12 protein-coding genes and 1 tRNA gene are annotated in these 13,493 nt (G+C 66.7%); 9 read left to right on the top strand and 4 right to left on the bottom strand.

Annotation, left to right across the window (positions count from 1 at the left end; all coding sequences use genetic code 11):
- Window positions 1-52 precede the first annotated feature (52 nt).
- From rpsO to ACORQU_RS00365, 8 genes are all read left to right on the top strand, one after another.
- Window positions 53-313, top strand: coding sequence for a 30S ribosomal protein S15 (gene rpsO / locus ACORQU_RS00400; RefSeq protein WP_271645340.1), 261 nt, complete (start codon window positions 53-55; stop codon window positions 311-313).
- A gap of 155 nt (window positions 314-468) precedes the next feature.
- Window positions 469-2,577, top strand: a complete 2,109-nt coding sequence (gene pnp / locus ACORQU_RS00395) for a polyribonucleotide nucleotidyltransferase (RefSeq protein WP_491642747.1) — start codon at window positions 469-471, stop codon at window positions 2,575-2,577.
- Between the two features lie 138 nt (window positions 2,578-2,715).
- Complete coding sequence (locus ACORQU_RS00390; RefSeq protein ID WP_271645342.1) at window positions 2,716-3,204, top strand: NUDIX hydrolase; 489 nt, start codon at window positions 2,716-2,718, stop codon at window positions 3,202-3,204.
- Between the two features lie 369 nt (window positions 3,205-3,573).
- Window positions 3,574-4,194 carry a CDP-diacylglycerol--serine O-phosphatidyltransferase gene (pssA, locus tag ACORQU_RS00385; RefSeq protein ID WP_271645343.1) on the top strand — a complete coding sequence of 207 codons (621 nt, stop codon included), beginning with the start codon at window positions 3,574-3,576 and terminating at the stop codon, window positions 4,192-4,194.
- Window positions 4,195-4,248: 54 nt separating this feature from the next.
- Window positions 4,249-5,472: a class III poly(R)-hydroxyalkanoic acid synthase subunit PhaE gene (phaE, locus tag ACORQU_RS00380; RefSeq protein ID WP_491642746.1), complete on the top strand. Its 1,224-nt coding sequence runs from the start codon at window positions 4,249-4,251 to the stop codon at window positions 5,470-5,472.
- Window positions 5,469-6,533 carry a class III poly(R)-hydroxyalkanoic acid synthase subunit PhaC gene (locus ACORQU_RS00375; RefSeq protein ID WP_491642745.1) on the top strand — a complete coding sequence of 355 codons (1,065 nt, stop codon included), beginning with the start codon at window positions 5,469-5,471 and terminating at the stop codon, window positions 6,531-6,533. The genes phaE and ACORQU_RS00375 overlap by 4 nt, the downstream gene beginning before the upstream one ends.
- 97 nt (window positions 6,534-6,630) lie before the next feature.
- Window positions 6,631-6,837: a PspC domain-containing protein gene (locus ACORQU_RS00370; protein WP_491642744.1), complete on the top strand. Its 207-nt coding sequence runs from the start codon at window positions 6,631-6,633 to the stop codon at window positions 6,835-6,837.
- An 8-nt stretch (window positions 6,838-6,845) separates the two neighbouring features.
- The gene (locus tag ACORQU_RS00365) at window positions 6,846-7,292 is read left to right on the top strand and encodes a hypothetical protein (protein ID WP_491642743.1); all 447 of its coding nucleotides are present in this window, start codon (window positions 6,846-6,848) and stop codon (window positions 7,290-7,292) included.
- A gap of 9 nt (window positions 7,293-7,301) precedes the next feature.
- Here the strand turns inward: ACORQU_RS00365 and ACORQU_RS00360 are convergent, their stop codons facing one another.
- The 4 genes from ACORQU_RS00360 to ACORQU_RS00345 form a co-directional block, all read right to left on the bottom strand.
- Window positions 7,302-8,522: an NAD(P)/FAD-dependent oxidoreductase gene (locus tag ACORQU_RS00360; protein ID WP_491642742.1), complete on the bottom strand. Its 1,221-nt coding sequence runs from the start codon at window positions 8,520-8,522 to the stop codon at window positions 7,302-7,304.
- Window positions 8,523-8,586: 64 nt separating this feature from the next.
- Window positions 8,587-9,255 (bottom strand): TetR/AcrR family transcriptional regulator, encoded by a 669-nt coding sequence (locus ACORQU_RS00355; RefSeq protein ID WP_491642741.1) that lies wholly within the window; start codon window positions 9,253-9,255, stop codon window positions 8,587-8,589.
- Window positions 9,256-9,419: 164 nt separating this feature from the next.
- Window positions 9,420-9,505 (bottom strand) — tRNA-Leu (locus tag ACORQU_RS00350).
- A 275-nt stretch (window positions 9,506-9,780) separates the two neighbouring features.
- Complete coding sequence (locus ACORQU_RS00345) at window positions 9,781-10,794, bottom strand: LacI family DNA-binding transcriptional regulator (protein WP_491642740.1); 1,014 nt, start codon at window positions 10,792-10,794, stop codon at window positions 9,781-9,783.
- 110 nt (window positions 10,795-10,904) lie between these two features.
- Between ACORQU_RS00345 and ACORQU_RS00340 the strand changes: the two genes are divergently transcribed.
- Window positions 10,905-13,472, top strand: a complete 2,568-nt coding sequence (locus tag ACORQU_RS00340) for a glycoside hydrolase family 3 protein (protein WP_491642739.1) — start codon at window positions 10,905-10,907, stop codon at window positions 13,470-13,472.
- Window positions 13,473-13,493: the final 21 nt, after the last annotated feature.

Here is a 13,493-nt window from a genome sequence, read left to right as displayed (position 1 = left end):
CGCGGTGGACAGTCCGCGTTCCTGCAGGTTTCGCATCAACCAGAGAAGTCACATGTCCATTGATACCCAGAAAGTCATCGAAGAGAACAAGCGCGGCGCCAACGACACCGGCTCCCCGGAAGTCCAGGTCGCCCTGTTGACCGCCCGCATCGAGTTGCTCTCCGGTCACTTCAAGACCCACAAGAAGGATCACCACAGCCGCCGCGGCCTGCTGCAGCTGGTGAACCAGCGCCGCAGCCTGCTGGATTACCTGCATCGCAAGGACGCCCCGCGCTACAAGGCGCTCATCGAAAAGCTGGGTCTGCGTCGCTAAAACCAGACGAACAACCGCGGCGCAGTGATGCGCCGCGGTTCGTTTTTTCCGGGCTCCGGAAAAATCGCACTGCAACATGGCCGCATACGGTGGCCGCCCGCGCGCGACAGGGGTCGCAGACGGGACAACCAGATTCGAGACCCTAGGAAACCCACGTGGCAAAAATCACTAAGACCTTCCAGTACGGCAAACACACCGTCACCCTCGAGACCGGCGAGATCGCCCGTCAGGCCAGTGGTGCCGTCATCGTCAAGATGGACGACACCGTGCTGCTGGTCAGTGCCGTCGCCGCCAAGAGCGCGCGAGAAGGGCAGGACTTCTTCCCGCTGACGGTGGATTACCAGGAAAAGTTCTACGCCGGCGGCCGTATCCCCGGTGGCTTCTTCAAGCGTGAAGGCCGCGCCACGGAGAAGGAAACCCTGATCTCGCGCCTGATCGACCGCCCGATCCGTCCGCTGTTCCCGGAGGACTACAAGAACGAGGTCCAGATCATCGCCACGGTGATGTCGCTGAACCCCGAGATCGACGGCGACATCGCCGCCCTGATCGGCGCCTCGGCCGCCCTGTCGCTGGCCGGCACCCCGTTCAAGGGCCCGATCGGTGCCGCCAAGGTCGGTTACAAGAACGGTGAGTACATCCTCAACCCGACCGTGTCTGAGCTGAAGGACTCGCAGCTGGAGCTGGTCGTGGCCGGCACCGCCAACGCCGTGCTGATGGTCGAATCCGAAGCCGCGCTGCTGTCCGAAGACGTCATGCTGGGCGCGGTGACCTTTGGCCATCGCGAGATGCAGAAGGTGATCAACGCGATCAACGAGCTGACCGTGGAAGCCGGCACCAAGCCGTCGACCTGGGTGGCCCCGGCCAAGAACGAAGTGCTGATCGCCGCGCTGAAGGAAGCCGTTGGCGGCAAGCTGGCCGAAGCCTTCCAGGTGCGCGACAAGCTGCAGCGCCGCGACGCCATCGCCGCGATCAAGAAGGACGTGACCGAGGCCCTGGCCGGCCGCGTCGAGTCCGAAGGCTGGAACCCGGCCGAGCTGTCCAAGGAATTCGGCGAGCTGGAATACCGCACCATGCGCGACTCGGTGCTGGACACCAAGATCCGCATCGACGGCCGCGCCCTGGACACCGTGCGTCCGATCTCGGCGCAGGCCAGCGTGCTGCCGCGTACCCACGGTTCGGCGTTGTTCACCCGTGGCGAGACCCAGGCCATCGTGGTCACCACGCTGGGCACCGCCCGCGACGGCCAGGTGATCGACGCGGTCAGCGGCGAGTACAAGGACAACTTCCTGTTCCACTACAACTTCCCGCCCTACTCGGTGGGTGAGTGCGGCCGTTTCGGCGCGCCCAAGCGTCGCGAGATCGGCCACGGCCGCCTGGCCAAGCGCGGCGTGCTGGCCGTGATGCCGACCATGGAAGAGTTCCCCTACACCATCCGCGTGGTCTCGGAAATCACCGAGTCCAACGGTTCCTCGTCGATGGCCTCGGTCTGCGGCTCCTCGCTGGCCCTGATGGACGCCGGCGTGCCGGTCAAGGCACCGGTCGCGGGCATCGCGATGGGCCTGGTGAAGGAAGAAGACCGCTTCGTGGTCCTGTCCGACATCCTGGGTGACGAAGATCACCTGGGCGACATGGACTTCAAGGTCGCCGGTACCTCCGAAGGCGTGTCCGCGCTGCAGATGGACATCAAGATCGAAGGCATCACCGAAGAGATCATGAAGCAGGCACTGGAGCAGGCCAAGGCCGGCCGTCTGCACATCCTCGGCGAGATGTCCAAGGCCCTGACCGGCCCGCGTGCCGAGCTGTCGGATTACGCGCCGCGCCTGATCACCATCAAGATCCACCCCGACAAGATCCGCGAAGTCATCGGCAAGGGCGGTTCGGTCATCCAGGGCATCACCAAGGAGACCGGCACCCAGATCGACATCCAGGACGACGGCACCATCACCATCGCCTCGGTGAACGGCGCCGCCGGCCAGGCCGCCAAGTCGCGCATCGAGCAGATCACCTCGGACATCGAGCCGGGCCGCATCTACGAGGGCAAGGTCGCCAAGCTGATGGATTTCGGCGCGTTCGTGACCATCGCCCCGGGCAAGGACGGCCTGGTCCACGTCTCGCAGATTTCCGCCGAGCGCGTGGAGAAGGTCTCCGACAAGCTCAAGGAAGGCGATGTGGTCAAGGTCAAGGTGCTGGAAGTGGACAAGCAGGGCCGCATCCGCCTGTCCATGAAGGCCGTGGAAGAAGGCGAGGGCGTGGCCACCGAGTAATCGGTCGCCGCAACGACGTGCTGCAAGCGAAAGGCGGGCCATGGGCCCGCCTTTTGCGTTTTGTGGGCCTGCTTCAAGGGCGGACGCACGGCGCAGGACCTCTACAATGCACTGTCTTCCGATTCGCTAAGCCCAGCCATGCCCTATACGCCCATCGTCGCCACGCTCGGTTACGTGCTGTCCCCGGACGGGAAGCAGGTGCTGATGATCCATCGCAATGCGCGACCCAACGACCATCACCTGGGCAAGTACAACGGGCTGGGCGGGAAGATGGAGCCGGACGAGGACGCGCTGGCCTGCATGCGTCGCGAGATTCGCGAAGAAGCCGGCATCGAGTGCGATGCGATCTCACTGCGCGGCACGCTGAGCTGGCCCGGCTTCGGCAAGCATGGCGAGGATTGGCTGGCCTTCGTGTTCGTCGTCAGCGCCTGGAGCGGGACGCCGATGACGTCCAATCCCGAAGGCACGCTGGAATGGGTCGACGTGGACCGGCTGCTTGAGCTGCCGCTGTGGGAGGGCGACCGGCACTTCCTGCCCCTGGTGTTCGACGACGACCCGCGTAGCTTCCACGGCGTGATGCCTTACAAAGAAGGACGCATGATCTCGTGGAACGTCAGCCGCTGTTGAAGGCGGTGCCCGTGCACTTCATCCACAGCAGGTGTGGATGAGTGTTGGGGCAATCGTGTGGATAACCCGCGCGCGCCCTTGCCAGTCCTGCGATGTAACGACGATGGCGAAAAAATGACCATCCGGTGTCGGTTGATCCACAGGACATGTGGATGACTTCAGGACAAAGATGTGGATAACCGACGGAGCGCTTTGCAGGGCAGGCGTGTCAAGCGGAATGGCGAAAAAATGACCGCGCCAATTTGCGCTGATCCCAACAGTGGCGTGGAACATCGCGGTGGGTGTGTCGCTGAGATGAAGCGATCTTGATTGCCGCATGACAGCCGGACAGGCACGCTGGCGCCTCCCTTGAACACTCCGGTCGCCGCCATGTCCCGACAACGCCACTTCTCCATGCTGCGTGACTTCCGCCTGGCCGACTGGTTCACCCTGGGTAACGCGTTCTGTGGGACCGGGGCGGTGTTCGCCGCGTTGCATTACATGCAACAGGGGCGCCGCGGCGTCCTGCTGGCCGGCATGGCGCTGATCCCGCTGGCCTTCATCTTCGATGCGCTCGATGGCCGCGTGGCACGCTGGCGTAAGACCTCCTCCACCCTGGGGCGCGAACTGGACTCGCTGGCCGATGTGATTTCCTTCGGGGTGGCGCCGGCCGCGCTGGCCTATGCCTGCGGGCTGCAGGGCGGCTGGGACTGGCTGGTGCTGAGCTATTTCGTCTGCTGCGGCGTGAGTCGGCTGGCACGCTACAACGTCACCGCCGAGTCGCTGTCCGGGGATGAGGGCAAGGTGACCTATTTCGAAGGCACGCCGATCCCGACCAGTCTGGGACTGGTGATCGTGCTGGCCATTGCCGCAGCGATGGGACATATCGGGGCGAACCTGTGGTGGGGGCAGTGGCAGCTCGGCCCCTGGCAGTTGCACCCGCTGGTGGCGCTGTTCGCCGTGTCCGGCTCGCTGATGATCAGCAAGACCATTCACATTCCCAAACCCTAGGCCGGGCGCCTGCGTCCAGCGTTGCTATCATCGAGTCACCACTGGGAGACCGTGATGTCGGGTACGCAATCGGGTTGGGGCGAAGGTGTGGACGCCATGGCGCAGCAGGTCTGGGAGACCTGGGGCGAGGCGCTGCGCAAGATGGCCTCGGCACCGCTGGAGTCCGCCGCCCCGGCTTGGCAGCAGGTGCCAGGCGGTTGGCCGGGCTGGACTCCGCCCGAAGGCGTCGGTGCTGGCGATGTGATGGAGCGCTTCGACGGCATGGCCCGGCATTGGTTCGGACGCATGCAGCACGTCGCCGCGCGGTTCGCCGATCGCGACAACACGCCCGCCGAGATCGTGGCGGCCTGGCGCGAGGCGCTTGGCGCAACCGAGGCGCGCCCGTATCCGGATCTGTTCGGTGATCTGTTCGGCCAGGGCGCGACGGGACTGGACGGCTTCAGCGAGCAGTGGATGCCATGGCTGGAATCGCTGCGCGGTCCGTTGGAGGACTGGGCCAGGACACCGGCGTTCGGGCCGGCGCGTGAGCACCAGCAGCGCTGGAAGACCTTGTTGCAGACCCAGCAGCTGCTGCGCGAAGCCAATGCCGCCTACCAGGCCATGCTGGAGGAGGCCTCGCGACAGGCCTACGCATTGTTCGAAGAGAAACTCGGCGCGCGCGCTGGGCAGGGCAATCCGCTGGATAGTGCGCGGGCGTTGTTCGATGAGTGGATCGATGCGGCCGAGGACGCCTATGCCCGCATGGCGCTGTCCGAGGAGTTTCGCGAGGTGTACGGCCAACTGGCCAATGCACAGATGCGCATGCGTGCGGGCCTGCAGCGTGAGGTCGAGCAACTGGGGGGCATGCTGGGCCTGCCCACCCGCAGCGAGGTCGATGCGGCCCATCGCAAGATCGCCGAGCTCGAACGGCTGCTGCGCCGGATGATGCGCGAGCCCGGTGCGGCGCGTGCCGGAGCAGAGCCGGCGGGAACGCGTGCTCCGCCCAAGCGCGCATCCACCACCGGGCGCCCACGGGCCGGCGCCACGAAAGGCAAGGCCACGCCGAGGCCGCCGGCGGCCGGGAAGTCCCCGCGCGCGCAGGCGTCCGCCAAGCCAGCTGCCACACAAACCACTACGAAAGCCGCCAAGAAAGCCAGCAAGAAGGCCGCTAAGAAGGCAACCAAGAAGGCAACCAAGAAGGCAACTGCCGGCAAGTCCACTGCGGCTTCCGGAAGCAAGCCCAGTAAAGCGACTTCGAAGCCTGGGCGCCGTGCCTCCAGCAGGAAGCCGGCCCGATGATCAGTCCCCTGAACGTCACCGCCGACGCGTTGGCCGCCGAGGCGGCTTCCTTGCGGCGCAAGCTGGGCGAGGGGCTGCGCACGCTACCGGAAGTGGGCAATGTGCATTACGGCGTCACCCCGCGTCAGGAAGTCTGGCGCGATGGCAAGGTGGTCCTGTACCGCTTCATCGGCGAGAGCGCACCGACCGAACAGGTGCCGTTGCTGATCACCTACGCCCTGGTCAATCGCCCCTACATGGTCGACCTGCAGCAAGACCGGTCGCTGGTGAGGGGCCTGCTGGCCCAGGGCCAGGATGTGTACCTGATCGACTGGGGCTATCCGGACCGCTCGGATCGCTTCCTGCTGCTGGACGATTACGTCAACCGCTTCATCGATGGCGCGGTGGATCACCTGCGCCAGGCCAGCGGGCAGGATGCGATCAATGTGCTGGGCATCTGCCAGGGCGGGGCGCTGTCGCTGTGCCATGCGGCCTTGCACCCGCACAAAGTGCGCAACCTGATCACCATGGTCACGCCGGTGGATTTCCACACGCCGGACAACATGCTGTCCAACTGGGCGCGCCTGGTCGATGTGGACCTGCTGGTGGACACGCTGGGCAACGTGCCGGCCGACTTGATGAACCTCAGCTACCTCATGCTCAAGCCGTTCCGGCTGAACGTGCAGAAGTACGTCGGCCTGCTGGACATCCTGGACGATGCCCGCGCGGTGCAGGATTTCCTGCGCATGGAAAAGTGGATCTTCGATTCGCCCGATCAGGTGGGCGAGGCCTTCCGCCAGTTCATCAAGCAGTTCTACCAGGGCAACGGGTTCGTCGAGGGTGGCATCGTCCTGGATGGCGAGGAGATCGATCTGGCCCGGGTGGACATGCCGGTGCTCAACATCTACGCCGAGCAGGATCACCTGGTTCCGCCGGCCGCCTCCAAGGCGCTGCGCGACCTGGTCGGGACCGATGACTATGCCGAACTGAGCTTCCGTGGAGGTCACATCGGCATCTATGTGTCCAGCCGTGCCCAGCGCGAAGTGCCCAGCGCGATCGCGGAATGGCTCGCTGCCCGCTGAGCGGCGTCCCTGATCGCTGTGAGCGCATCGTGGATGCGCCAGATGTCCACGGCGCTAGACTCCGTCACAACGTTCCCTGCTGCCGCGAGGCATCGCCATGAATACTCCCGCCGCGACCCGTCCCCTGGCCCGTTCGCTCAATGACCGCATGATCGCCGGCGTCATGGGCGGGATTGCGCGCCGCTTCGGCTGGAACGCCACCCTGGTGCGGGTGCTGTTCGTGGTCATCTCGATCGCCTCGGTCGCCTTCCCCGGCATCCTGGTCTATCTGCTGCTGTGGCTGCTGATGCCCAACGAGGCCTGAGAGCAGGCGTGACGCCTGCCGCGCGGGCGCTGCTGTTCGTGCTTGGCGTCGCATGGACGGTGCCCAATACGCTGCTGGGGCTGGTACTGGGCCTGGTGGGTATGCCGTTTGGCGCGCGGGCGAGTCTCAGCAAGCGCGAACAGGCTCTGGTTTTCGCCGCTTGGCCTTGGGGGCCAGGGGGGGCGATCACGCTGGGCAATGTCATCGTCCACACCGGCGCGTCGCTGGACGTTCAGTGCCACACCTATGCGCATCGCGCCGGCCGCTGCCAGGAGCCGACCATGCGCCTGGGGGATCACGAACGCGCCCACGTTTTCCAGGCCATGGTCCTGGGGCCCTTGTTTCTGCCGGTCTACCTGCTCAGCGGTGGGATCAGCGTGCGCAACCCGTTCGAACGCGCCGCCGACCGCTATGCCCTGTCCGGGTATGGCTGGTGGCCGGGAGGCGCGGACTAGCCGCGCCGCTCAGTGCCGCGACAAGCGGTCGAACGAGAACAGCGCCGCAAGCGGGTGCGGACGTCCTTCGATGGTGGCCCGCAGCAGGCCCGCGCCCAGCATGCTGTAGGTGATGCCGTTGCCGCCGTAGGCCATTGCGAACAGGACGCGTGGCCCGTGCTGGGCATGTGCACCGAAGAAGGGCAGGCCGTCGTCGGTCTCGGCGAAGGTGCCCGCCCAGGCGAACGCCGGCTCCAGCGCGACATCCTGCAGCACGCGGGCGAACTTTCGCTTCAGCACCCGCGCCTTGCGCAGGACGCGGGCATCGCGCCGGGCGGGGATGTCGACGCGATCGTCTTCTCCGCCGACCACGAGGCGTCCGTCTTCGGTGCTGCGCACGTAGAGGTAGGGGCGCGCCGATTCCCAGAGCAGCGTGTCACGCAGGAAGCCCAACTGCTCGGCCGGCATGGGTTCACTGACCAGGGCGTAGCTGCTGTGGTTGCGGGCGACGGGCTTGTCGAGCCAGCGCTGGTTGGCGTAGCCGGCCGCCAGGACCAGATGCGCAGCCTGCACCTGGCATCCTCGCTCGGTCATCAGGCGAACCCCGTGGGAACCGGTCTGGATGCGGGTGATCCTGCTGCGGTCGTGGATCGCGGCGCCCTGCGCTTGCAGGCGGGCGAAAAGCCCATAGGTCAGGCGGTAGGGGTCCACACGCGCGGCCTGATGACTCAGGATCGCGCCCGGTGCGCGGATCCCATAGCGGAGCAACAGGGGCACCGGATCCAGCCATTCCACCTCCAGCCCATGCCGGTGCCGCAGTGCGAACTCGCGCTGCAGGGCGGGCCGGTCCTGTCCTGTGCTGGCGTAATAAAGGCTGTCGTTGCGGGCGTAGCCGACGTCGCCCACCTGAAGCGCCACCTCGGCCAGCAGGTCCAGGGCCTGTGCGCATGCGCCGTAGGCGCGCCACGCATCGTCCAGGCCATAGCGTCGTGCCAGCGCGGTCATGTGGGTATCGATCTCGTACTGGAGCAGCGCCGTACTGGCGGCCGTGCTGCCCCAGCCGATGTCCCGCTCCTCCAGCACGACCACCGAATGACCATGGGTCACCAGTTCGTTGGCGATCAGCGCGGCGGTGATTCCCCCGCCCACGATGGCCACGTCGGCAACGATGTCGTCCGTCGCAGGAGGAAAGGCCTGCAGCAGCCCGTTGCGTACCGGCCACCAGGGATAACCACTCTTGAGATCGAGCATCGTTCCAGCCGCAGTCCTGAGGGCGGCAGGATGAGGCGGCGCCGATGCAGGCTGTGTGCAGGGCTCAGCGCGGGAGCGAGCCGTACAGGAACTGGTCTACGGCGCCGTCGGTGAAGGACATGATCTCCTCCATGTCCGGATTGTCCATGTAGCCGCAGGCCGTGCGGATGGTCAGGTCGCCGAACAGCATCATGAAGAACTGCTTGGCCGTCAGTTCCGGGGTGGTGTGCAGCACCATCGCACCGGCATCGACCTGGCGCTGGAAATACACGCCCAGACGGCTGCGGATCTTGGCCACGGCGTGGTCGAAGTAAAAGTCGCGCAGTTCTGGGAACGCGCGCCCTTCGCCGATGACGATCCGGGCGACCAGATAGGCATCGCGCGTGGTGAGGCTTTCGGCGATCGAGCGCGCCGCGGTGCGCAGGGCCTTGTCCGGGGGCAGGCCGTCCAGTTCCATCGCATCGAGCTGGTCGGCCATGTACTGCAGGCGCCGCTCGATGATGGCGAAGGCCAGGCCTTCCTTGTCGCCGAAGGCGCGGTAGAGCGTGGCCAGCGAGCCTCCGGCGCGTGCCACGATCTCGCTCAGCCGGGCGTGCTGGTAGCCCTTTTCGGTGAAGACGTCGGTGGCCGCGTCGAGAAATTTCTCGACGCGCAGTTCGCCACGTCGGCAGAGCTCGACGCTGCGTGACGCGCGGGCCGCCGGCAATGTGGATTTTGGCGCGGGCATGGACATGCGGGGGACCGTCCTGTGAGGAGTTGCCGAAACCAATCTAGCAAGATTGTCAGACCGGACATGCTGCGTCGCAATAGCGACACGTGTCGCCAGGCACTGCATGGTCCAACGCGGTCCACACAGCAAAAAGGCCGGCAATCGCCGGCCTTGTCGAGAATCTGTTTTGGTGCCGAAGGTGGGACTCGAACCCACACGCTTTTAAGGGCGGCGGATTTTGAGTCCGCTGCGTCTACCATTCCGCCACTTCGGCGCGGCCGCGCAGTATAGCCGGCGGGAAGGAATGGCGATATCCCTGTCATCGCCATTTCGCCGGGAGCTGGGGTGCGCGATGACGTTGCTGACAGACAGAGCCGTTTTGCCGCGCTGCAGAATGCAATTCTGGGAGGTCTGGGTATCGTGACAGCGCTGTCACCGCGGCGTTTGCAGGCCATGCAGCGCCCGGGGCTTCCCAGAAACCGAGCCAAGGCCTTGACCCAAGCTGCACGTGTGACCCGATCCCGCTGGCAACGACCGGCGCCAGACCGTTCACGGATGTGGGGGTGGGGCGGCGGTCGACTCGCGCAGCTGCAACGCGTAGTCCATGCGCAGCATGTCGCCCTGGTCCGGGGCGCGGATGACCTTGAGGACCTCCAGCGTGGCGATGCGGCCCATGTCGCGTGTGGGCTGACGCACGGTGGTCAAGGAGGGAAAGATGTGGCGCGAGATCGGCGTGTCGTCGAAGCCGCAGACCGACAGATCGTGCGGAATGCGCAGCCCGCGCTCGCCTGCCACCCGAACCACGCCGGCCGCAGTGTCGTCGTTGGCGGCGAAGATCGCGGTGGGAGGCTCGGGCAGGTCGAGCAGCTGCCGCGCGGCGATCACCCCCGACTCGAAGGTGAACTCGCCCTTGACCACCAGCGCGGGTTCGTAGGCGATCCCCGCGGTGCGCAGGGCTTCGCGATAACCCGCGTAGCGCCACTCGGCCGCGCCGTGCGTGGGCGGCCCCTTGATGTGGCCGATGCGGCGGTGGCCCAGCGCGATCAGGTGCGCCATCAGTTCGCACACCGCGGCATGCTCGTCGACGGTCACCCCGATGCGCCCACGCGGCGTGCGCGGAGCGATGCTGGCGAAGGGCAGGGTGGCATCGTCCAGGAACGCCAGCAGTTCCATGTCGTCGGTCAGTGGCGGGGTCAGGACGAAGCCGTCGACGCCGTAGTTCTGCGCCAGTTCGCGCAGTTCGGCGATGGCGCTGCCCTCGCCGTACATGACCGGGGCCAGCACCAGGTTGTAGTGGCTGGCCCGGCAGGCATCCAGCACGCCGCCCTGGATCTCCATCAGGTAGTTGCGCGAGGGATTGTCGTAGGCCAGCGCGACCACGTAGGTGCGCCGGCTCGCCAGGCTGCGCGCGGACAGGTTGGGCTTGTACTGCAGCCGGTCCACCACTTCCTGCACGCGTTGCCGCGTCTCCTCGCTGACGCGCGGCTCCTGGTTGAGCACGCGCGATACCGTCTTCATCGAAACACCGGCCGCGGCGGCCACGTCTTCCAGTCTTACCCGCATCGCCCGGATGTCCTTGCTGTCAGTCGGACGTCATCTTGCCAAACTCCGCGTCCTGGTCCTGCTGCACTCGCAGCATGGATCTTGGCGTCCACCTACTTGGGGAGCACTCCATGAGTCATCAACGCACCGGCGCCCGGCGCCAATTCCGGCCCCGCGCCTTGCCATTGCTGCTGGGCGTCGGCACGCTGATCTGCGGCGCCGCCCTGGCGGCCGATCCATCGGACGGTCCGGGCACGGCCCATCCCGACCTGTGGCCGAAGCTGCAGTCGCCGATCAAACCCGACCCGCAGCTGGAAGCGCGCATCACCGCGCTGATCCGCAAGATGAGCGTGGCCGAGAAGGTCGGGCAGGTGGTCCAGGCCGATATCGCCAGCATCGCCCCGGATGATCTGAAGACCTATCGCCTGGGCTCGATCCTGGCGGGCGGCAGCTCGGACCCGGGCGGCCAGTACAACGCGCCGGCCCAGGCCTGGCTGCAGCTGGCCGATGATTTCTACGCGGCCTCGATGGACACCGCCGGCGGCAAATACAACGCGATCCCGGTGATCTTCGGCATCGATGCGGTGCATGGCCACAACAACGTGGTCGGCGCGACGCTGTTCCCGCACAACATCGGCCTGGGCGCCACCCACGACCCGGCGCTGATGGGTCAGATTGCGCAGGCCACTGCCGCGGAGATGCGCGCCACCGGCGTGGACTGGACGTTCGCACCGACCCTGGCCGTGCCGCAGGACGACCGCTGGGGCCGCACCTACGAGGGTTACTCGGAGAATCCGGAGGTGGTGCGCTCCTACGCCGGCCCGCTGATCCAGGGCCTGCAGGGCAAGCCGGGCGCCAAGGACTTCCTCAAGGGCGCGCATGTGGTGGCCACGGCCAAGCACTTCCTGGCCGATGGCGGCACCTTCGAAGGCCGCGACCAGGGCGATGCGCGCATCGACGAGGCCACGCTGCGCGACGTGCATGGCGCCGGCTATCCGCCTGCCCTGAAGGCCGGCGTGCAGGCGGTGATGGTGTCGTTCTCCAGCTGGAACGGGGTCAAGATGAGCGGCAATGCCTCGCTGCTCGATGCGGTGCTGAAAAAGCGCATGGGCTTTGACGGCTTCGTGGTCAGTGACTGGAACGGCCACGCCAGTGTGCCCGGCGGCAGCCGCGAGAACTGTGTGCCGGCCTTCGTGGCCGGGGTGGACATGATCATGGCGCCGGACACCTGGAAGGGCTGCTACGAGCACCTGCTGGCGGCGGAAAACGACCACACGCTGCCGGCCGGGCGCCTGGACGAAGCGGTACGCCGCGTCCTGCGGGTGAAGTTCCGTGCCGGCATGTTCGAGGCGGGCAAGCCGTCCACGCGTGGCGTAGCCGGGCAGTTCGAGCTTCTGGGAAGCCCCGAGCACCGCGCCATCGCGCGTCGCGCGGTCCGCGAGTCGCTGGTGCTGCTGAAGAACAACGACGGCGTGCTGCCGCTGGACCCGCGCAAGACGCTGCTGATCGCCGGCGACGGCGCGGACGACATGATGATGCAGTCCGGCGGCTGGACGTTGAGCTGGCAGGGCACCGGCCTGACCCCGGCGGACTTCCCGCATGCGCAGACCATCGGCGCGGCCCTGCGCGAGCAGGTCGGCAAGGCCGGCGGCAGCGCGGAGCTCTCGGCCGACGGCACGTATACGCGCAAGCCCGATGCCGCGGTCGTGGTGTTCGGGGAGACCCCTTACGCCGAGTTCCAGGGTGATCTGAAGGTGCTGGCCTATCGCCCGGGCGATGACCACGACCTCAAGCTGTTGAAGAAGCTCAAGGCCGAGGGTATCCCGGTGGTGGCGGTGTTCCTGTCAGGCCGTCCGTTGTGGATGAACCGCGAGATCAACGCCAGCGATGCCTTCGTGGCGGCGTGGCTGCCGGGCTCGGAAGGCGGTGGCGTGGCCGATGTGCTGCTGCGCGACGCCAGCGGCAAGGTGCAGCATGATTTTCACGGACGCCTGTCCTACTCATGGCCGCGCACGGTGGTGCAGACCCCACTCAATGTTGGCCAGCCTGGCTACGATCCGCAGTTCGCCTACGGCTATGGGCTGACCTACGCGCATCCGCAGCAGGTGGCCATGCTGTCCGAGGACGCCGGGATGGACCTGGCGACGCTGGGGTCACAGAGCTTCTTTGCGCGTGGCGCGCCGGCCACCGGGTGGACCGTGCGCGTGCAGGCCGGCCAGGCCGCTCCGCGCGTGGTTTCCCAGCCCTCCGGGCAGAAGGACGCGGCCGATGTGACCATCGTGCCGGTGGATCGCAAGGCGCAGGAAGACTCCTGGCGCTTCGCTTGGAAGCAGGACGCCAGCATCGCTTTCGTCGCCCCGCGTCCGCTGGAGCTGGTGCGCGAGACCAACGGCGACGTGATGTTGGTGATGACCCTGCGTGTGGACCACGCGCCTGCCGCGCCCGGCGCGGCCCTGTTCGTCGAATGCGGACCGGGCTGCGGCGCATCGCTGTCGCTGGACGCCGCGATGGCCTCCGCGCCGGCAGGGACCTGGGGTACGGTCGGTGTGCCGCTGAAGTGTCTTGCTGCGCACGGCGCGCAGATGGGCAACCTCAGCGTGCCACTGGGCCTGCGCATGCCGGCGGGCACGTCGCTCTCGCTGGGTGACTCCGGTTTCGGCACCGACGCCCAGCACGTGCTGGACTGCCCGGCGCCGTGAATGCGGCCGGTGGCCTGCCCG

This window comes from Pseudoxanthomonas sp. JC1303, assembly GCF_058448525.1.
Note: the sequence above shows the minus strand (reverse complement) of the source record. Positions and strands in the feature narration are given on the sequence as shown.

Bases quoted from the DNA above. Each gene is read 5' to 3' on its own strand.
- rpsO (WP_271645340.1), top strand. From the start codon at position 53: ATGTCCATTGATACCCAGAAAGTCATCGAAGAGAACAAGCGCGGCGCC.
- ACORQU_RS00390 (WP_271645342.1), top strand. From the start codon at position 2,716: ATGCCCTATACGCCCATCGTCGCCACGCTCGGTTACGTGCTGTCCCCG.
- pssA (WP_271645343.1), top strand. From the start codon at position 3,574: ATGTCCCGACAACGCCACTTCTCCATGCTGCGTGACTTCCGCCTGGCC.
- phaE (WP_491642746.1), top strand. From the start codon at position 4,249: ATGTCGGGTACGCAATCGGGTTGGGGCGAAGGTGTGGACGCCATGGCG.
- ACORQU_RS00375 (WP_491642745.1), top strand. From the start codon at position 5,469: ATGATCAGTCCCCTGAACGTCACCGCCGACGCGTTGGCCGCCGAGGCG.
- ACORQU_RS00370 (WP_491642744.1), top strand. From the start codon at position 6,631: ATGAATACTCCCGCCGCGACCCGTCCCCTGGCCCGTTCGCTCAATGAC.
- ACORQU_RS00360 (WP_491642742.1), bottom strand. From the start codon at position 8,522: ATGCTCGATCTCAAGAGTGGTTATCCCTGGTGGCCGGTACGCAACGGG.
- ACORQU_RS00355 (WP_491642741.1), bottom strand. From the start codon at position 9,255: ATGTCCATGCCCGCGCCAAAATCCACATTGCCGGCGGCCCGCGCGTCA.
- ACORQU_RS00345 (WP_491642740.1), bottom strand. From the start codon at position 10,794: ATGCGGGTAAGACTGGAAGACGTGGCCGCCGCGGCCGGTGTTTCGATG.
- ACORQU_RS00340 (WP_491642739.1), top strand. From the start codon at position 10,905: ATGAGTCATCAACGCACCGGCGCCCGGCGCCAATTCCGGCCCCGCGCC.